20 protein-coding genes are annotated in these 19,319 nt (G+C 68.2%); 14 read left to right on the forward strand and 6 right to left on the reverse strand.

Translation table 11 applies throughout. The annotated features are described in order from the left end of the window. Positions 1-87 precede the first annotated feature (87 nt). From EV653_RS30250 to metH, 3 genes are all read left to right on the forward strand, one after another. On the forward strand, positions 88-1,533 hold the full coding sequence (locus EV653_RS30250) for an MFS transporter (RefSeq protein ID WP_134107778.1): 1,446 nt from the start codon (positions 88-90) through the stop codon (positions 1,531-1,533). Beyond that, on the forward strand, positions 1,530-2,066 hold the full coding sequence (locus tag EV653_RS30255; RefSeq protein WP_134107780.1) for a TetR/AcrR family transcriptional regulator: 537 nt from the start codon (positions 1,530-1,532) through the stop codon (positions 2,064-2,066). Before EV653_RS30250 ends, EV653_RS30255 begins: the two co-directional genes overlap by 4 nt. A gap of 168 nt (positions 2,067-2,234) precedes the next feature. Continuing rightward, the gene (gene metH / locus EV653_RS30260) at positions 2,235-5,849 is read left to right on the forward strand and encodes a methionine synthase (RefSeq protein WP_134107782.1); all 3,615 of its coding nucleotides are present in this window, start codon (positions 2,235-2,237) and stop codon (positions 5,847-5,849) included. Here metH and EV653_RS30265 read toward each other — a convergent pair. Next, on the reverse strand, positions 5,734-6,744 hold the full coding sequence (locus tag EV653_RS30265; RefSeq protein ID WP_134107784.1) for a hypothetical protein: 1,011 nt from the start codon (positions 6,742-6,744) through the stop codon (positions 5,734-5,736). The genes metH and EV653_RS30265 overlap by 116 nt on opposite strands. Positions 6,745-6,848: 104 nt before the next feature. Between EV653_RS30265 and sigJ the strand changes: the two genes are divergently transcribed. From sigJ to EV653_RS30285, 4 genes are all read left to right on the forward strand, one after another. Next, a complete protein-coding gene (gene sigJ, locus EV653_RS30270) occupies positions 6,849-7,709 on the forward strand; it encodes an RNA polymerase sigma factor SigJ (protein ID WP_134107786.1) in 861 nt (286 codons plus the stop codon). Continuing rightward, entirely contained in the window at positions 7,706-8,065 is a 360-nt protein-coding gene (locus tag EV653_RS30275) for a DoxX family protein (RefSeq protein ID WP_134107788.1), read from the forward strand. The genes sigJ and EV653_RS30275 overlap by 4 nt, the downstream gene beginning before the upstream one ends. Then, positions 8,062-8,538, forward strand: coding sequence for a GNAT family N-acetyltransferase (locus tag EV653_RS30280; protein WP_134107790.1), 477 nt, complete (start codon positions 8,062-8,064; stop codon positions 8,536-8,538). Before EV653_RS30275 ends, EV653_RS30280 begins: the two co-directional genes overlap by 4 nt. A gap of 104 nt (positions 8,539-8,642) precedes the next feature. After that, entirely contained in the window at positions 8,643-9,494 is an 852-nt protein-coding gene (locus EV653_RS30285) for an HAD family acid phosphatase (RefSeq protein WP_134107792.1), read from the forward strand. Between the two features lie 77 nt (positions 9,495-9,571). Here EV653_RS30285 and EV653_RS30290 read toward each other — a convergent pair whose 3' ends face one another. Then, positions 9,572-10,246, reverse strand: a complete 675-nt coding sequence (locus EV653_RS30290) for a TetR/AcrR family transcriptional regulator (RefSeq protein WP_134107794.1) — start codon at positions 10,244-10,246, stop codon at positions 9,572-9,574. A gap of 98 nt (positions 10,247-10,344) precedes the next feature. Between EV653_RS30290 and EV653_RS30295 the strand changes: the two genes are divergently transcribed. Then, positions 10,345-11,277 carry an SDR family oxidoreductase gene (locus EV653_RS30295; protein WP_134107796.1) on the forward strand — a complete coding sequence of 311 codons (933 nt, stop codon included), beginning with the start codon at positions 10,345-10,347 and terminating at the stop codon, positions 11,275-11,277. After that, positions 11,274-12,035 carry a class I SAM-dependent methyltransferase gene (locus EV653_RS30300; RefSeq protein ID WP_134107798.1) on the forward strand — a complete coding sequence of 254 codons (762 nt, stop codon included), beginning with the start codon at positions 11,274-11,276 and terminating at the stop codon, positions 12,033-12,035. The genes EV653_RS30295 and EV653_RS30300 overlap by 4 nt, the downstream gene beginning before the upstream one ends. On the opposite strand, the gene EV653_RS30305 is transcribed toward EV653_RS30300, so the two are convergent. Next, entirely contained in the window at positions 11,998-12,555 is a 558-nt protein-coding gene (locus EV653_RS30305) for a GNAT family N-acetyltransferase (protein WP_134107800.1), read from the reverse strand. The two genes, EV653_RS30300 and EV653_RS30305, sit on opposite strands and share 38 nt — an antisense overlap. A gap of 60 nt (positions 12,556-12,615) precedes the next feature. Between EV653_RS30305 and EV653_RS30310 the strand changes: the two genes are divergently transcribed. Continuing rightward, positions 12,616-12,909, forward strand: a complete 294-nt coding sequence (locus EV653_RS30310) for a YciI family protein (protein ID WP_134107801.1) — start codon at positions 12,616-12,618, stop codon at positions 12,907-12,909. Here the strand turns inward: EV653_RS30310 and EV653_RS30315 are convergent. Both EV653_RS30315 and EV653_RS30320 read right to left on the reverse strand, forming a co-directional pair. Then, positions 12,906-13,445: a dihydrofolate reductase family protein gene (locus tag EV653_RS30315; protein ID WP_134107803.1), complete on the reverse strand. Its 540-nt coding sequence runs from the start codon at positions 13,443-13,445 to the stop codon at positions 12,906-12,908. The genes EV653_RS30310 and EV653_RS30315 overlap by 4 nt on opposite strands. Positions 13,446-13,499: 54 nt before the next feature. Next, positions 13,500-14,942: a polysaccharide lyase 6 family protein gene (locus tag EV653_RS30320; protein ID WP_134107805.1), complete on the reverse strand. Its 1,443-nt coding sequence runs from the start codon at positions 14,940-14,942 to the stop codon at positions 13,500-13,502. Positions 14,943-15,160: 218 nt separating this feature from the next. Between EV653_RS30320 and EV653_RS30325 the strand changes: the two genes are divergently transcribed. Together EV653_RS30325 and EV653_RS30330 are read left to right on the forward strand one after the other, a co-directional pair. Then, a complete protein-coding gene (locus tag EV653_RS30325; protein WP_134107807.1) occupies positions 15,161-15,976 on the forward strand; it encodes an SAM-dependent methyltransferase in 816 nt (271 codons plus the stop codon). A gap of 335 nt (positions 15,977-16,311) precedes the next feature. Beyond that, complete coding sequence (locus EV653_RS30330) at positions 16,312-17,184, forward strand: DUF3800 domain-containing protein (protein WP_134107809.1); 873 nt, start codon at positions 16,312-16,314, stop codon at positions 17,182-17,184. On the opposite strand, the gene EV653_RS30335 is transcribed toward EV653_RS30330, so the two are convergent. Beyond that, positions 17,148-17,903 carry an SDR family oxidoreductase gene (locus tag EV653_RS30335; RefSeq protein ID WP_238160538.1) on the reverse strand — a complete coding sequence of 252 codons (756 nt, stop codon included), beginning with the start codon at positions 17,901-17,903 and terminating at the stop codon, positions 17,148-17,150. The genes EV653_RS30330 and EV653_RS30335 overlap by 37 nt on opposite strands. A 168-nt stretch (positions 17,904-18,071) precedes the next feature. On the opposite strand from EV653_RS30335, the gene EV653_RS30340 reads away from it, so the two are divergent. Continuing rightward, on the forward strand, positions 18,072-18,449 hold the full coding sequence (locus tag EV653_RS30340) for a YciI family protein (RefSeq protein ID WP_130440784.1): 378 nt from the start codon (positions 18,072-18,074) through the stop codon (positions 18,447-18,449). Between the two features lie 287 nt (positions 18,450-18,736). After that, entirely contained in the window at positions 18,737-19,318 is a 582-nt protein-coding gene (locus EV653_RS30345) for an adenylate kinase (protein WP_134107813.1), read from the forward strand. Position 19,319: the final 1 nt, after the last annotated feature.

Below are 19,319 nucleotides of genomic sequence, written 5' to 3' on the forward strand. Positions count from 1 at the left end.
GGCAGTTCGCCGGTCCACTTCCGATCGCGGTGAACAAGCGTTTACTATTCCTGAGTAAACAACTGTTCACCCCTGTGAGGACTCCGCGTGACCGTCCGCCCTGCCGCTCACCCACGCCTGATTCTGGCCGCGCTCGCGTTCTGCGGTGTGCTGGTCTCGATCAGCCAGACCATCGTCGTACCGCTCCTGCCCGAGCTCCCGGGGATCACCCACAGCCCCGCGTCGGACGTGAGCTGGCTGATCACCGTCACGCTGCTGACCGGTGCCGTGTTCACCCCGCTGCTCGGCCGCGCCGGCGACATGTACGGCAAGCGCCGCGTGCTGCTGATCGCACTGTCCTCGATGGTCATCGGCTCGTTGCTCTGTGCAATCAGCGCGAACCTGACCGTGCTGATCGTCGGCCGCGCGTTCCAGGGCGCCGCGGTCGCGGTGGTCCCGCTCGGCATCAGCATCCTGCGCGACGAGCTGCCCCCGCGCCGGGTGATCCCGTCCATCGCGATCATGAGCTCGACGCTGGGCATCGGCGCGGCGTTCGGCATCCCGGCCGCGACGCTGGTGGTCGAGTACGCGAACTGGCATGCGATGTTCTGGATCAACCTCGGCCTCGGCCTGCTCGACATAGTCCTGGTGCTGCTGATCGTCCCCGAATCGGCGGTCCGGACCAGCGGTCGCTTCGACATCGTCGGCGCTCTCGGCCTCAGTGCGTTCCTCGTCTGCTTCCTCCTCGCAGTCTCGAAGACCACTGCCTGGAGTACGTCGACCCTCGTCATCCTGTACGCCGTCACCGTGCTGCTGATCCCGATGTGGGGCTGGTACGAGCTGCGGACAAGGAGCCCGCTCGTCGACCTCCGCGTCTCTGCGCGTCCCGCCGTGCTCTTCACCAACCTGGGCGCGCTGCTGATCGGGTTCGCGTTCTACGCCAATTCGCTGTCGACCGCGCAGCTCGTGCAGGAGCCGACGTGGACCGGCTACGGGCTGGGCGAATCCATCGTGGTCAGCGGCCTGTGTCTGCTGCCGGGTGGCGTGGCGATGGTGTTGCTGTCGCCCTTGTCCGCCCGGATCTCCAACGCGCGCGGCCCGCGGTTCACGCTCGGGATCGCGTCGGTGCTGATGGCCGCGGGGTACGTCGTCCGGCTGTTCACCAGCAGCAACGTGCCGGGGATCGTCATCGGTGCGACGGTCGTTTCTGCCGGCACCGCCGTTGCGTACTCGGCGCTTCCGGCGCTGATCATGCATGCTGTGCCGGTGACCGAAACGGCTGCCGCGAACGGCCTCAACACGCTGATGCGCACGGTCGGGCAGGCGATCTGCAGCACGATCGTCGCGACCGTGCTGGCGAACGTGACGATCGCGAGCGCCGGCCGGGTCGCGCCCGCGCTCTCGGCGTACCGGATCGTTTTCGTGATCGCCGGTCTGGCGGCCGTGGCGGCGGCGGGGCTGGTTTTGCTGATCCCGGTACGTCGTCGCGAGCCGGCGTACGAGGCGACGGGCGGCGTGACGGGAGATGTGACGAGTGAGGTGACACGGACGTGACCGATCCGGGGCGGACGGCGATCCTGCGCGCGGCGCGGAAGGCGTTCGCGCGCGAGCCGTACAACGCGGTCACGCTGCGCGGGGTCGCCGCGGACGCGGGCGTCAGCGCCGCCCTGATCGTCAAGCACTTCGGCGGTAAGGAAGCGCTGTTCGAGCGGGTTGCCGATTTCACCGAGGCCGCCCAACTGCTGCTCGCTGCGCCGAACGAGCGGCTCGGCGAGCACGCCGTCCGGACCCTCGTGGAGTACCGCCGGCAGAACGACCAGGACCTGCTCGTCCGGGTGGTGTTCGCGGCGGGCAAGGGTGACGAGCGCGCCCAGATCCGCGAGCATTTCCGCGACCAGGTCACCCGCGCGTTCGCCGCCCGCCTGACCGGTCCGGACGTCGACCTGCGGGCCGCGCTGATCACCGGCCAGCTGCTGGGTCTCGGTGCCGCGATGGCGATCGACCTGGACGGTCCGATCGCTGCCGCCGACCTCGACCGGGTGGCCGCCCTCTACGCGCCGGGCCTCCAAGCCCTGATCACGCCTTGAGACACCGTCTTAGAATGTGATCTGAGGTGCTGGTTGCGGGCTGTGCCGCCGCTACGATGGGCCGTCCAGGCCGAGAGGCGCTGCAACGGGCCGATGGTCCGCCACGCTCGACCTGAGTGCAGACACTGCAAGGGCGCCTCCGGAGATCGCTTCTGGAGGGGACGGCAGATGAGTGAAACCGCGTTGCGCGAGCTGCTGGATCAGCGGATCGTCGTGCTCGACGGTGCCTGGGGCACGATGCTGCAGAACGCCAAGCTCCAGCCCGCGGACTTCCAGCCCGAGCGCTACAACGACGCGACCCACGACGTCACGGGCGACCCGGACCTGGTCAACCTGACCCGGCCGGACGTGATCCTCGACGTCCACCGGCAGTACCTGGCGGCCGGCGCCGACATCACCACCACGAACACGTTCACCGCGTCGAGCATCGGCCAGGCCGACTACGGCCTGCAGCAGTACGTGCGCGAGATGAACCTGGCCGGCGCCCGCCTCGCCCGGCAGGCGGCCGACGAGTTCGCCACCCCCGGGAGCCCGCGGTTCGTGGCCGGTTCGATCGGCCCGCTCAACGTCACGCTGTCGCTGAGCCCGCGGGTCGAGGACCCGGCGTACCGCGCGGTGACCTTCGAGCAGGTCAAGGCGACGTACGCCGAGCAGATCGCCGCGCTCGCCGAGGGCGGCGTCGACCTGCTGCTGATCGAGACGATCTTCGACACGCTGAACGCGAAGGCCGCCGTCGCCGCGGCCCGCGAGGTCGCGCCGCACCTGCCGCTGTGGATCTCGGTGACGATCGTCGACCTCAGCGGCCGCACGCTGTCGGGTCAGACCGTCGAGGCGTTCTGGAGCTCGGTCGAGCACGCCAAGCCGCTCGTCGTCGGCGTGAACTGTTCGCTCGGTGCCGCGGAGATGCGCCCGCACGTCGCGGACCTCGCCCGGTTCGCCGACACCTACGTCGCCTCGCACCCGAACGCCGGCCTCCCGAACGCCTTCGGCGGGTACGACGAGCAGCCCGAGGAGACCGCGGGCATGCTCGAGGAGTTCGCGCAGTCCGGGCTGGTGAACCTCGTCGGCGGCTGCTGCGGTACGACGCCGGCCCACATCAAGCAGATCGCGGCCGCAGTGCGGGACGTGCAGCCGCGGCCCGTCGTACCGGCCGATCACACCACCAGGTTCTCCGGGCTCGAGCCGTTCAAGATCAGCGCCGACACCGGGTTCGTGATGATCGGCGAGCGGACCAACGTCACCGGGTCGGCGCGTTTCCGCCGGCTGATCGAGGGCGACGACCACCAGGCCGCGGTCGACGTGGCGCTCGAGCAGGTGCGCGGCGGCGCGAACCTGCTGGACGTGAACATGGACGCCGACCTGCTCGACAGCGAGCAGGCGATGACCACGTTCCTGAACCTGATCGCGACCGAGCCCGAGGTGGCCCGGATCCCGATCATGATCGACAGCTCGAAGTGGACGGTCCTCGAGGCCGGGCTGAAATGCGTGCAGGGCAAGGGCGTGGTCAACTCGATCAGCCTGAAGGAAGGCGAGGAGGAGTTCCTCGAGCGCGCCCGGAAGATCATGGACTACGGCGCCGGCGCCGTGGTGATGGCCTTCGACGAACAGGGGCAGGCTGACACGGTCGAGCGCAAGGTCGCGATCTGTGGTCGCGCGTACGACCTGCTCACCGGGATCGGCTTCCCGGCCGAGGACATCATCTTCGACCCGAACGTGCTGGCCGTCGCGACCGGTATGTCCGAGCACAACAGCTACGCGAAGAACTTCATCGACGCGCTGCCGCTGATCAAGCAACGCTGTCCGGGCGTGCACATCAGCGGCGGCATCTCGAACCTCTCGTTCTCGTTCCGCGGTAACGACATCGTCCGCGAAGCGATGCACTCGGCCTTCCTGTACCACGCGGGCAAGGCCGGGCTGGACATGGGAATCGTCAACGCCGGCCAGTTGGCCGTCTACGAAGACATCCCGAAGGACCTGCTCGAACTGGTCGAGGACGTGATCTTCGACCGGCGTGACGACGCCACCGACCGCCTGGTCGCCTTCGCCGAGAACGTGAAGGGCAAGGGCACCAAGCGCGAGGTCGACCTGACCTGGCGCGAGGGCACCGTGCAGGAGCGGCTGTCGCACGCGCTGGTCCACGGCATCGTCGACTACATCGAGGCGGACACCGAGGAAGCGCGCAAGCAGTTGCCGCGTCCGCTCGAGGTGATCGAGGGTCCGCTGATGGACGGCATGAAGATCGTCGGCGACCTGTTCGGGGCCGGCAAGATGTTCCTGCCGCAGGTGGTGAAGAGCGCGCGGGTGATGAAGCGTTCGGTCGCCTACCTGGAGCCGTTCATGGAGGCGGAGAAGGAGCAGGCCCGGCTCGAGGGTCGCGCGGAGATGGTCCGTGACCAGGGCAAGGTCGTCCTGGCGACCGTGAAGGGCGACGTCCACGACATCGGCAAGAACATCGTCGGCGTGGTGCTCGGCTGCAACAACTACGAGGTGATCGACCTCGGCGTGATGGTGCCGGCGGCAAAGATCCTGGACACGGCCGTTGCCGAGGGCGCCGACGCGGTCGGGCTGTCCGGGCTGATCACGCCGTCGCTCGACGAGATGGTTGCCGTCGCCAACGAGATGCAGCGGCGCGGGCTGAAGCTGCCGTTGCTGATCGGCGGGGCGACCACGTCGAAGCAGCACACCGCGGTCAGGATCGCCCCGGCGTACGACAAGACCACTGTGCATGTGCTGGACGCGTCGCGGGTGGTCGGCGTGGTGTCGGATCTGCTCGACGAGGAGCGGGCCGAAGAGCTTGCCAAGCGCAACAGTCTTGAGCAGGAGCGGCTCCGTGAGCAGCACGCGAACAAGCAGCGCAGCCCGCTGCTGACCCTGGCCGACGCGCGGGCGAACAAGGAGCCCGTCGAGTACGGCGAACTGCCGGTCCCGGCGTTCACCGGCCTGCGCCGGGAGACGCCGTCGCTGGAGACGCTGCGCGCGATGATCGACTGGCAGTTCCTCTTCCTGGCCTGGGAAGTGAAGGGCAAGTACCCGGCGATCCTGGACAATCCCGTCGCGTGCGAGCTGTTCGACGACGCGAACACGCTGCTGGACGAGATCATCGCCGACGGGTCCTTCCGGGCCGAGGGTGTGTACGGGTTCTGGCCGGCCCACAGCGAGGGCGACGACATCATCCTCGACGGTCTCGACCGGTCGTTCCCGATGCTGCGGCAGCAGACCGAGAAGCCCGCCGGGCGGCACAACCGCTGCCTGGCGGACTACGTCGCGCCGGCCGGTGACCACCTCGGCGGGTTCGGCGTCGCGATCCACGGCGCGGAGGATCTGGCGAAGTCGTACGAGGAGAAGAACGACGACTACCGGGCGATCATGGTGAAGGCGCTGGCCGACCGGCTGGCCGAAGCGTTCGCCGAGTGGATCCACCTGGAGGCGCGGAAGGCGTGGTTCGAGCCCGACGTACAGCCGGTGCTGGAAGATCTGCACGCGGAGCGGTTCCGCGGGATCCGGCCGGCACTCGGGTACCCGGCGAGCCCGGACCACACCGAGAAGAAGGAACTGTTCGAGCTGCTCGAGGCGGACAAGCTCGGCCTCGGGCTGACGGAGTCGTTCGCGATGACGCCGGCCGCGGCGGTCAGCGGCTTGATCTTCGCGAACCCGGCCTCCCGCTACTTCAGTGTCGGCCGCCTCGGTCGCGACCAGATCGAGGATTACGCCGTACGCCGTGGTCTCCCGGTCGAAGAGGTTGAGCGCTGGCTCCGTCCGAACCTGGCGTACGACCCGAAGTAGACGACAGGGCATCGCCTGCCGGTGACAGGGCTGCATCATTGGTCAGCATGGCGAGCCGGGCGTCCACGGCCGTGCGGGTGACGGGTTCGGCCGTGGTTGCCCGTACTGCGCGGGCGACCGCCGAGGCGGGCGTGCCGCTGCCGGGATTGCCCTGCTCGACCGCGGCGAGGAAGTTGTTGCGGAGATCCTCGGCGAGCCGGTAGCGGGACACATCCGAGCGGATCCCGTGGACGGCGCCGGCCATCTCGATCACCGCGTCCCAGCGGCGGTCCGGGGGCAGCCGGATGAGTTCGTCGGAGATCACCGAGAAGTCGGACGCGGTCGCCTCGCGCCCCTGCAGCCGGGTGATCTCGGCGATGACATCGCGTGCCGCGGACGCGGCCGGCTCCGTGCCGGCGTACGAGAAGACCGGCTCGGGCACGTCGTCGAACAGCATCAGCTCCGCCGACTCGGACAGCTGCCACACGGCTGCCAGCCGCGCGGGCGTGGTCCATACGTCGCTCAGCCCGGCGTTGAACGCGGCTTCCGGATAGGCCTTGGAATCGGTCAGGTCCGGCAACGGAGCGGTCAACCCGACGACCTGGGACGTCATCTGACCGGTCGCCTCGCCCAGGGCCGCCCATCGTTCCTGCGCCTTGGCAGGAGCGAGCTTGCCGGTGGCCGACTTCTGCTCGTAGGCCTCGGCGACCGTGTCCGCATGACGCGCAGGCAGGAACAGCGGACTCTTGAGCGCATGCAGGCCGCTCACGCCCGCGTCGGGGCTCGGGATGAATCCGTCGTCGCGGACGACGACCAGGCCGTTCCAGCGCACATCACGATCGGCGACCTGACCGACGGCCTCGACGATCGACCACGCCCACGAGTGCTGATCGGAACCCAGCTCCAGAGCCGCCACGGTTCTCCGTCCCTCGACAGTGCGGAACGCCGGACACCATAGCTTGCGCGGGATTCAGATCCGGGTGGTGTCACACTTCCGCTTCGTGAACACTCGAAGAAGGTATGAATGAGCTGAGTTCCACCGAGGTGTTCCTCCGGCATCGGGAATTGTTGTTCTCGATCGTCTACAACATCCTGGGCAGCGTCGCGGACACCGAGGACGTGCTGCAGGAGACCTGGCTGGCCTGGTCGCGGCGCTCGGGCGTGGACCATCCGCGCGCATACCTCGTCCGGATCGCGGTCAACGCGGCGCTCGCTCGCCGTACCGCGATCAACCGGCGCAAGGAGGAGTATGTCGGGCCGTGGCTGCCGGAGCCGGTGGTGACACCGATCGATCCGGTGGAGCGGAGCGAGGCGGTGTCGCTTGCGGTTCTCGTCGTCCTCGAGACCCTGTCGCCGCTGGAGCGGGCGGTCTTCGTGCTGCACGAGGTGTTCGGGTACCAGCTGGCCGAGATCGCCGACATCATCGGTCGTACGCCGGCCGCCGTACGGCAGCTTGCCCATCGGGCGCGGGAGCACGTCCAGGCGCGTCGACCGAGGTTCGCCGCTGATCCGCAGGTACAGCTCGAGGTCACGCAGCGGTTCGTCGACGCGATCGTCGGAGCGGATCTCACCGCGCTGATGGAGGTCCTCGCACCGGACGTCACGCTCTGGGCGGACGGTGGCGGCAAGGCTCGGGCCGCCGGCCTGCAGCCGATCCTGGGCCGGGATCGGATCGCCCCGCTGATCATCGGCGACCGCGTGCGCCGGCCGGTTCCGTCGCTCGACGTTCAGTACCGGACTGTGAACGGCGACCCGTCGGCGCTACTGCTGACCGGTGACACTCCGTTCGCGGTCATCGTGCTCGAGGTCGAGGGCGACCAGGTGACCGCCATCTACGCGATCACCAACCCGGACAAGCTCGCACACGTGGAGGTCCGATGACCACCGCCGCTGTGGTCGTGGTCGCGGTGACCGTTGCCATCAACGCCTTTTCCGGGATTGCCGCCTTGCTGCACTGGCAGGCGATCCTGCCCGGCATGGTGAAGGCGGGGGTACCCGAGTCCTGGCTGACGTTCCCGATCGGCACGCTCAAGACAGCTGGGGCGGCCGGGTTGCTCGTCGGGCTGCTGGTCCAGCTTCCCGGGCTGATCCTCGCCGCCGCGATAGGGCTCGTCCTGTTCTTCGTCTGCGCTTTGTACACGCACGTGCGCGCTACGGACTACACCGCGCAGTTCTTCCTCGCCGTGTTCTTCCTTGGCATGGCAGGCGCCTCGCTGGTGTTTACGCTGGCCGCATGACTGTGACCGTGCGGCCTGCTGTTGCTGGGGACTCCGATGGTGTGGCGTCGATCTGGTACGACGGCTGGCGGGACGGGCATCTCGGGCACGTGCCGGATGAACTGGTCGCGGTCCGGACCGAGGAGTCGTTCGGAACGCGTGCTGCGCAACGGGTTGCCGACACCACCGTCGCGTTGGTCGGGGACGAGGTCGCGGGGTTCGTGATGGTGGTAGGGGACGAGGTCGAGCAGGTGTACGTGGCGCGTGATCACCGCGGATCGGGAGTAGCCGGGGCGCTACTCACCGAAGCCGAACGGCAGGTGAAAGCCAACGGACACGGGGAAGCCTGGCTTGCCGTGGCGACCGGGAACGGGCGGGCCCGCCGGTTCTACGAGCGCAATGGCTGGGCCGACGGCGGCGCGTTCGACTACCCGGCCGCAGTGGAAGGCGGAACCATACCCGTGCCATGCCACCGTTACGTGAAGTCCGTCTGAACAGACGCAGGATTCCCCTGCACTTCGGGCTGTTGCGCGGTCAACCGGGCCGGACCGGGGTTAGTTTGCTTTCGCAAGCATTCCCGTACTCCGAAGAGGTCACCATGGCATTCCGTTCCTGGCGCCGGCCGTCCCGCCGGATGGTTCTGACCAGCGTCGCAGCAGTCGCGATGACATCGGTCGTCGGCGGGGTCGCGTACTCGGCCGGCGCCGCGAACCCGCAGCCGGCCATCCAGACGTCGACCCCGCGCAGCGAGAAGCAGGTCACGAACATCGACGTACTGCGGCAGCAGTTGCGCAACTACTACGGCGATCCGCTCGGCAGCGGCACGTTCGCGGACACCAGCAACTACGCCAAGGAAGCCCGCTCGGTGGCTGCGGCGGGCACGCGCTGGATCTCGGCGCCGCACCACACCCGCGAGACCAAGGCGATCCTGCTCGACGTCGACGACACCTCGCTGGCGACCTGGAACTACGAGATCTTCAGCAACTGGGCGTTCAACCCGACGACCAACGCGGACTACGTGCTGAACCAGCGGTTCCCGGCCGTTCCGGGCATGGTCGACCTGGTGAAGACGGCCGCGCGGGAGGGATACGCGATCTTCTTCCTGACCGGCCGTGGCGCCGCGCAGGAGAAGGCCACGCTGGGCAACCTCACCGCGGACGGCATCGGCGTCGACGCCGGCTTCCCGGACCCGACGACGCTGCGCAACGGTGAGGACGGCCTGTTCACCAAGCCGGCCGTCGCCGACTACCCGGACTACCTGAAGAAGGCCTGCGCGGCCGACCCGAACGGTTCGTGCACGACGATCCACTACAAGTCCGCGACGCGCGCGCACATCGAGTCGCTCGGCTACGACATCGTCGCGAACTTCGGCGACCAGTTCTCCGACCTCAAGGGCGGCTTCGCGGACCGCACCTTCAAGCTCCCGAACCCGAACTACTACCTGCCCTGACCACGGGCCCGACCGGCTCGCGCCGGCAGGCATGATCGACGACCGGCGCCGCGTCCACGTGGACGCGGTTCCGGTCGTCACTTCGTGGCGCGGGGGAGGGCGCCGTACAGCAGGGTGCGGAGGGAATCGGTCAGGGCCGGCTCGAACTGCAGCCGGATGGCCTCGAGGGACGGGTCGGCCTCGTAGGCGGCGAGGATGGCCGGGACAGGATGTGAGTGGGACCAGATCGCGCCCGCGAGCAGGCTTGCGGTCGCGATGAACCGGCCGGCCCCGTCCCGGCCCAACTCCGGCAGTACGCCGACGACCGCCGTGATCATGTCTTCGTACGACGCGGCGGCCGCGCGCTTGAACGCCAGCGCTGTCTCGGTCGTGATGTTGCGCTCCAGGACCGCCGCCTGCGCACTGAACAGGTCGCAGAGCACCGGCCGCTCCGCCAGCGTGCCAACGATGGCGCTGATCAACTGCTCTGCCCGATCGTCGATCGACAGCTCGGGGAGCGCGTCGCCGACCGTGGCATCCAGATCCTTCACCCAGGCCGCGAGCTCGCTGCTCGACAGCTCCAGCAGAACGGCCTCGCGGGAGTCGAAGTAGTTCAGCACGTTGGACTTGGCCAGGCCGACGCGGCGGCTCAACTCGTTCAGGCTGACGTCCGCGACCGGCATCTCGGTCAGCATCGTGGCGGCCGTCGCCAGGATCGCGCGCCGCCGCTCGGCCCGCTGCTCGTCGCTCCGGGCCCGCTGGAATGTCTTCACACCCACATTCTACAGACCATCGGTCTGTTGTTATCGGACCAGCGGTCTGATAACGTCATGGCCATAACAGACCATCAGTCTTTTACGGAGTGTGGATCATGTACGACGTTCCCGATCAGACCGGCAAGCTCGTTGTCGTCACCGGCGCCAACAGCGGCACCGGCAAGGAGGCCACCAAGCGGCTCGCCGCCGCGGGTGCGCGGGTGGTGATGGCGGTCCGGACTCCGGCCAAGGGCGAGGCTGCGAAGGCCGAGATCCTCGCCGCGCACCCGGATGCCCAGCTCGAGGTGCGACGGATCGACCTCGCGGACCTGGCCTCGATCCAGGAGTTCGCCGAGAAGCTCACCGCCGACGAGTCGCATGTCGACGTGCTGGTGAACAACGCCGGCGTGATGGTTCCGCCGACCCGGTTCGCCACCAAGGACGGCTTCGAGCTGCAGTTCGGATCGAACTTCCTCGGTCCGTTCGCGCTCACCGTGCGGCTGCTGCCACTCGTTCTGGCAGCGCCCGCGCCTCGGATCGCGACCATGGCCAGCGGTGCAGCGAACTTCGGCCGCATCCACTTCGACGACCTGCAGTGGGACCACCGATACCGGCGGACCGCGGCGTACTCACAGTCGAAGCTCGCCGACCTGATGATGAGCAACCAGCTGGCCAGGCTCTCCGCCGATCGCGGTTGGGGCTTGCTCAGTGTCGCCGCGCATCCCGGCTACACCCGCACCAACCTGCAGAGCGCCGGCGCCGCGCTGGGCCGGGAGCGGCCGTCGCTTCTCAACCGGGTCGGCATGCGCTTCAACCCGCTCCCGAAGCAGGACGTCGAGGTGGGCGCCGAGCCGCTCCTGTTCGCGGCCGCCGACCCTGCTGCCGAGGCCGGCGGCTACTACGGTCCTTCGGGCATCTTCGGTCTCGTCGGTCCCACCGCCGTGGCCAAGCAGCCGAAGGCCGCTCTCGACGCCGAGACCAGCGCTCGCCTCTGGAAGGTTGCCGAGGGCCTGACGGGCGTTTCGCTCCCGTCTATCCTGCCCAAGTGACTGAGTGGTCGAGCGGGGGAGTCTACGAGTCGTACGTCGGCCGCTGGAGCCGGCTCGTCGCGACGGAGTTCATCGAGTGGCTCGAGCAGCCGGCGGCGTTGCGCTGGCTCGACGTCGGCTGCGGCACGGGTGCGCTGACGAGCACGGTCCTGCGCACGGCGGATCCAGCGGCCGTGCTCGGGGTCGACCCGTCGAACGGCTTCATCGACTACGCCCGGCAGTCGATCCACGACGAGCGCGCGAGCTTCGACGTACGATCGGCGGCCGAGCTGCCCGACGGCCCGTTCGACGTGGTGGTCTCCGGCCTCGTGCTCAACTTCGTCCCGGAGCGGGTCGAGGCCCTGCGCCGGATGCGCGAGATCGGATCGACGGTCGCGGTCTACGTCTGGGACTACGCCGAAGGCATGCAGGTGATGCGCTACTTCTTCGACACGATGCTCGCGTTGCGCCCACAGGACCGTGAACACGACGAGGGCGTCCGCTTTCCTTTCTGTACGGCGGAAGGTCTGGAAGGCCTGTTCCGCGAGGCGGGGTTCGCCGACGTGCGGACGCGCGCGATCGACGTACCGACCGTGTTCACGTCGTTCGACGACTACTGGACGCCGTTCCTCGGCGGGACGGGTGTCGCGCCGGTGTACCTGCGCAGTCTGGACCCGGCGGATCAGGACGCGATGCGTGAGGGCGTGAAGGAGCGGTTGCCGATCGAGGCGGACGGCTCGATCAGGTTGACGGCGCGGGCCTGGGCCGCGATCGGTTGAGGTAGTCGTCGCGCAGGTAACCGAACAGCAGGTCGTCGGTCCACTCACCCTTCATCCAGGTGTTGGACAGCCGCAGGCCTTCCCGGGTGAACCCGACCCGCTCGAGCAACCGCGCCGATGCAGTGTTGCGCGCGTCGGCCTCCGCGGAGACCCGGTGCAGCTCCCGCTCGACGAAGAGGTACTCGAGCAGTCCGCGCACAGCCTCGGACGCGTACCCCTTCCCTTGGTACTCCGCTGCGAACGTGAACCCGAGATCGGCCTGCATCAGGTTCTTGTGCAGGTTCACACCGAGGTCCCCGATCAGTACGCCGTCCAGATCGACGGCGTACTGGAACCAGCCTGGCGCTTCCGGATCGGCCTGCCCGAACCGTTCGACCGACTCTGCGGCTTCGGTGAGCGGCACCGGCGCGTCCCACCCCTGGTAGCGGGCGACGTCAGGATCCGAGCGGTACGCCGCGAACCGCTCGGCGTCCGCTGGCGTGAAGCGGCGCAAGGTCAGCCGTTCGGTACGCACGAACATCGGGCCATCATGTCAAAACCGCGCGCTCGGCTCCGTCCTATTACCGAGAGGAGCGCGCCGATGAAGTTTCTACTGATCCTGCAGGGTGACGGTGAACCAGGCCTGCAGCGTGACGAGTTCGAGCGAGTTGCGCACGACGCCGGTGAGCTGGTCGGCGGCGAACTGCTGGCCGATCCGCAGCTGTCCGTCCGGCTCCCCGACTGCCGGCCGACGCGGATCGACGGGTACTACGTCGTCGATGTGGAGAGCCGTGAACGAGCGGTCGAGCTCGCGCGCCTGCTACCAGACGCGCGAGCCGCGGGCCGCTCCGTAGAGATCCGCGCGGTGATGCAGCCGACCGCTGCGGACTTCTAGACCACCTTGAACCACAGGCTGGTGGCCATTGCGGTCTCGGTGACGCTCATGCGTTCGAGCCGGACCGTGCGGCCGCCCGGGTAGTCGAACAGGCGCGTGCCATCGCCCAGCATCGTCGGCGCGAACAGGAGCAGGACCTCGTTCAGTTCGCCGGCCTCGATGCACTGTTTGGCGATGTTGGCGCCGATCACGTTCACGTACTTGTCGCCGGCCGCCTCCTTCGCCTGGGCGAGTGCCTTGGTGAAGTCGTCGACGTACGTGACATCGGGCTCCGCATCCGTCGGCGGGCGGTGCGTGACGACGTACAACGGCCCGCTCCACCCGCCGCCGAACGCCTGACCCTCGCCGGACTCACCTTTGAACGGATCGTCCCCGTCGTGGGACCGGCGGCCGACGAGGATCGATCCGATCCGCGGGATCAGCTCGTCGACCTCCGGATTGGGCCCGAGGTACGGCCGCATCCACTGCATGTCACCATCCGGCCCCGTGATGAAGCCGTCGACCGACATCGTCACCGAGTACAAGACCTTCGCCATATTTCCTCCTGCTCGTTCGTTGGTAGGTGTTGAGACGAACGAGCCGGAGAAAACTCATCGCGACGCGGGGCCGACGTCTGCGGGTTTCAGCGGACGGTTGTGCGGTGTCGCCTTGCTGTACTCGTCGGCGCCGACGTCAGCCGTGCCCGTGCGCGGGTGGTCGTCGAGGTCGCGAGTGACGGTCGGGTACGTCTTGGTGGCCACGTCGATCGCCGGGCTGCCGGCCGTGAGTCGACGTACGCCGTCGCTGCCGGCCGCGAGCTTCGGATCCTTGCGGGCCGATCCGCCCGCGGGGACGGTGCCGTCGGACGCGGCGCCCCAGCAGAGGTTGCCAGCGAACGCGATCCCGTCCAGGTAGGGCATCGAGACCAGCTGCGTGCCTGCGTCGCCGACGAGGAGGTTGTCGGTGATCGAGCAGCCGAGCGGCGGCAAGGGACGCTGCGATTCGCCACTGATCGCTGTGCCACACGATTGGACGGTGTTCAGCGCGATGGTGACCCGATCAGGTGCGTCGTTGCCGCGTCGGCTCTCGGGGGAGTCCTCGGGCTTGTGGTCGCGGACACTGCCGCTGCCGAGCACGATCCCGGAGCCGGCGATCCGTTCGACGTAGTTGTTCACGATCAGGTGGTCGTTTCCGTAGATGCGGATTCCGTTGCTTCCGGTAAGGACGAAGTTCGCGTCGACGCGGGACCTGTTGCCGTGCCGGAGCACGATCCCGCCGAGGCTGTCGCGGATCGTGTTGTGCCGGATGGTGTTGCCGGTCGACTTGACCGAGATCGCCTCCGGGTCGCCATTGCAGCGCTCGAACAGGTTCTCCTCGACGATCGCTCCGGCGTCGCTCAACGACCGGCCGCTGAGTCCGAGCCGGATCGGCTCGCCACCGTTGTCACCGGCGTACGTGTGGTCGGAGAAGTAGTTCCGGACGATCTGCACGCTGCGGGCCATGCCGTCCGAGCCGGGGCCCTCGACGCCGAGGAACACGCCGAGCTTGGATTTCCCGTGGAAGTGGTTGCGCTCGACAACGGTCGCGTCAGCGCGCACCATCACCCAGTGCGAGCCCTCGATATCGCCGAGCTGGATGTCGTTCCGGCTGATCCGGATGTGCTGACACGTCGTCGGCACTTCGAATGTGGTCTGCTGCCGAAGCGTGAACCCGTCGATCACGACGTACGACGAACCCGCGAGCACGAACCCGTTGTTCCCGGTCAGCGTCACGCCGCCGACCGACTCCGCGCGGACGGTGATGGGCGCGGCCGCGGTCCCGTGCTTCGCGCTGATGGCGATGGTCTCATCACCGGGTACGGCGTACGTGCCGTTGGCCAGCACGATCTCGGCGCCCGGCTTGGAGGCCGCGATGGCCTTGCGGAGCTCGTCCAGCGTGCGGGCCAGGACGGCTCGTGCTCGGGTGGTCGTGGCGCTCGCGGGTCTGGCGACAGTTGCCGCGGTGAGACCTAGGCCGCCGATCAGGAACGTGCGGCGGTGCAGGTTCGGGGGCATGGTTCCTCCTGGGAGGTTGGGACGGTAGTCGCTCAGTGTGGAGGGCGTGGAGGAGGCTGGCAAGCGCTTACCGCATGGGTCGCGCGGATCTCCCGTGGGGCGGGACAGCCATACCCGGAGGTTCCACAACCAAGCCCCGGTGCAGCGCTCGGCCCATTTGCTGGATAGCCTTCCGGCAATCCCGGTTTTCGGATGACGGAACGGAGGTGGAGCAGGTCATGGCGGACTATGGGCAGTTGGACCTGATCGACCTCGACCGCGCGTCTCAGGCGCGGGTCTACGACCTGCTGCTCGGCGGCAAGAACAACTTCGAGGTCGACCGGCGCTTCGTCCAGGAGTTGCTGAAGATCGCGCCCGAGCTGCCCGAACTGACCAGACAGAACCGGCGCTGGCTGGCCGAGGCGGTCGGCCGGATGACGACCGATGGCGGGATCGACCAGTTCCTCGACCTCGGCGCCGGCCTGCCGACCGCGCTCAACACGCACGAGGTCGCCCAGCGCGCGAACGCCGCCGCGAAGGTCGTGTACGTCGACAACGACCTGACTGCGATCTCGCACGGTCAGGCCCTGCTCGCCGACGACAAGCGCAGCTTCTTCGCCGGCGTCGACCTGACCGACCCGGCCGCCGTACTCAATCATCCGGACGTGACCGCGGGGCTCGACCTCACCCGACCGGTCGGGATCCTGCTCGGGCTGGTCCTGCACAACGTCCCGAGCCCCAAGGCTGTCCAGGTCATCGCGGATTACCTGGCCGCCGTGCCGTCCGGGTCCTATCTGGCGCTCACCAATCCGCTCAACCCGCGCGACGGTGGCCGGCTCGCGGAGTTCTCGACCGCGATCGAGGAGAAGCTGCAGGACGCCTTCCCGCAGATCCGGTTCCGCACCAGGGCCGAGACGGCGGAGCTCCTCGGTGGGCTCGAGCTGGTCAAGCCCGGGCTCGTCGACCTGACCGCGTGGTGGCCGCAAGACGAACAGACGCTCAGCTCCACCGGCGCGGGCCAGCTCCTCCTGGTCGCCCTCGGTCGCAAGCCTTAGTGTCCCGTGAACGATGTGGCTTGGCGCTATCGGCGCCCAGGCACGCACCTCGCGGCACTTGCCCAGCGCCCACGATGCTCCGCATCGAGGCCACTGACCAAGCACCCCGATGCACGCACCTGAACGCCGCTATCGCTCAAGCCACATCGCTCACGGGACACTAGGAATTCACTGGTGTCCGGCTGTCGGCCGGACCATGATGGGTCGCATGTCTGCCAAGGCTGCTGCCGCTCACTGATCGCATCGCGCCCGATGAAGCCTGGCGCGCGACCTGATCACGCCCGTCCCGCGGACGGGCCCCGAAGCGTGCAGTCCTTCAGCCTTGGAGCTTGCGTATGAGTACCCAGTTCGAGGTCGCGTGCGACGAGTCGGGGTTCTCCGGAACCAACCTGCTCGACCCCGCCTCACCCGTCATCACCCATGGGAGCGTCGATCTCGACGTACCCGCGGCCGCCGGCATCATCGCAGTACTGCGAACCCGCCTGCGCCAGCGCACGGAGTACAAGTCCAACCAGCTACTACGACCCGAGCAGCGGCCCGCACTCGAGTGGCTGCTCACCACGCTCCGCGGGCATGCCCACGTCCACGTCATCGACAAGACCTCGTACGTCGCGGCGCGGGTCGTCGAGCTGTTCACCGAGGAGCCGTCGTACGGCGCCGGCACGAGCCTCGGGACGGATCATTCCGGGACCGTGGCTGCGCTGAGGGAGCGGACCGGGTTCCTCGCGGCGTTCGTGGAGCTGGCCCGGACCAAGCGCGTGCGACTGATGGACCACGACGCTGTGGACCGGTTCTTCGCGACGATGCCCGCCGACGTACCTGCGTTGCGTGCGGTGACCCGGGCCCGGGTCGAGAAGGTGATGCAGCGGCTGATCGACGAGGATCCGGAGATCCCGCCACCACTCGAGCCGCTGGTGCCGGCGCTCGCCGAGACCGTCCTGTACTGGAGCGCCGGCCATCGATCGGTCGCCGTGGTGCACGACGAGCAGAGTGCGCTGACCCCTGGCCGGGTGGCGAGGCTGGGAGCCTTCCTGGCCGAGCAGGCGGAGCCGCCACCGTTGCACTCGTTCACCCAGGTCGATTCCAAGCACGATCCGCGGGTGCAGGTGGCGGACTTCCTCGCCGGGATCGCGCGGCGGCGTACGCCGGACCTGGAAGAACTGCTGGAGCCTTACACCTGTGCGGCGACGAAGTCTTCCCAAGTGTGAGTCCCGATGTCAGCGCCGGTCAGGGTGAGGTTGGCGCCGGCTCGATACACCTTGCCGGCCTTGCCGGGCACCCGGACCGGGAGTGACAACCGGTGCTTGCCGGTGGCCCGCAGATAGTCGTGAGCGAGCTCTGACAGGCTGTAAACCTTCGGCCCGACCAGGTCCGGGACGAGGCCCTGCGGCTCACCGAGTGCGAGCTCGACGAGGCGCTGGGCCACGTCCCGGCCGTCGACCGGCTGGAACCGGACGCCGCCCGGCATCGGCAGGACCGGCAGCTTCGTCATCATCCGGGCTGTGTTCCAGGCGAAGTCGTGCAGCTGGGCGACCCGCAGTACGGACGACGGCACCGACGACTGCAGGACGGCCTGCTCGGCGCCGAGCTTCGACTTGAAATACGTCAGCGGCAGCTGGTCGACGGCGGTCACCGAGATGTGGACCAGGTGCCCGACGCCGGCCTGCTCGGCCGCCTTGACCAGGTTGCGGGTGCCGATGTCGTCGCCCTTCGGCCCACCGGCGAGGTGCAGGATGACGTCCACGCCGTCCACGGCCTGGTCCAGTCCGTCGCCCTTCAGCAGATCGACCGCCAGGTACTCGACGCCGTCGCCGCGGTCGTGGGCGTGCCGGCTCAGAACCCGGACCTTGCAACCGGCGGCCTGCAGCAGCGGTACGGCGTGGCGCCCGATCGTCCCGGTCCCGCCCGTCACCAGAATGGTGCTCATGATGTGTTCCTCTCTTCGCGTCTAACCGGCTGACGGATTCCGCCGGGGGGAGTGTGACCGGATGTGAGCTGGAATACATCGAGGAGAAATGTCGAGGTCTGTGGAGGGCCTCCGACGTCATCGGTGCCGGGGCGCAGTACGGCGTACCGGCTCAGACTGGAGGTCAAGATGAAGTACGTGGTTCTGATCCACTCCAACCCGCAGCCGTGGGGTCACCCGACGATCGACTTCACCGAGGTGGGGCGGTCGATTCCGGCCGACGAGCGGGAGGCGATGGGCAAGGAGTTCGACGCGATGCTCGCCGAACTGTCCGCGTCCGGTGAGCTGGTCAGCGGGCTGGCGCTGGACGCGCCGTCGACGACGCGGACATTCCGTTGGGAAGGCAAACGACCGGTGAGCACCGACGGTCCGTACGCCGAGTCGAAGGAGCAGCTGGCCGGATTCTTCGTGCTGGACTGCGCGACACGGGAGCGGGCCGAGGAGCTGGCGGCGAAGTTCGCGGGGCCGGGCGACATCATCGAGCTGCGCCCAGAGATGATCTTCTGAGCTGGAGTTCTGCGATGGACGGCACTGGGATCCGGTGAGTTGCGGCGACGGTCAGCCTGCCCAGGCGACTTTCAAAGCGACGCGGCAGATGTGCCGCGGGGCCGGCCGGATCCCATGGTGCCGATCCGGCCGTTCTGCCCGTCCCCGTGGGATTTGCTCGAGAAGTACTGATTCCGGACAGTTATGCGCGGTGTGACATATTCCCGCGAACCGGAGTGACGTACGCCGTACCGTCGTCGCGGAAGGTCCCATATTCTTTGGGACTTACCGAGGGTCAGGAGGGTGCCGTGACCACTGTCTTGCTGATGGGGCCGCCGGGGGCGGGCAAGGGGACGCACGCCGGTCACCTGGCCGAGCATCTCGGGGTGCCCGTCATCTCCACCGGTGATCTGTTCCGCCGCAACATCGCGGACGGCACCGAGCTCGGGCGGACGGCCAAGCGGTACCTCGACGCGGGCGAGTACGTGCCCGACGAGGTCACGAACGAAATGGTCCGCGACCGGCTTGCGGCGGCAGACGCCGATGCGGGCTTCGTCCTGGACGGCTACCCACGCACCCTCACCCAGGCCGGCGTACTGGACGACATCCTCGACGAGCAAGGGCGTGAGCTCGACGCGGCGCTGGTCCTCCAGGTTGCGGTCGAGTCGCTGGTCCATCGGCTGCTCCGCCGCGCCGAGATCGAGCACCGCTCCGACGACACCGAAGTGGTCATCCGGCGCCGCTTCGAGATCTACCACGAGCAGACCGCTCCACTGATCCACTTCTACGCCAACCGCGGCATCCACCACGAGGTCGACGCTTCCGCCGACATCGACACAGTCCGCTCCCGCGTCTGGCAGGTCGCCATCCAACTCAAGCAGGCCGCGTAAC

The sequence above is a fragment of the Kribbella pratensis genome, assembly GCF_004365355.1.
GTDB lineage: Bacteria > Actinomycetota > Actinomycetes > Propionibacteriales > Kribbellaceae > Kribbella.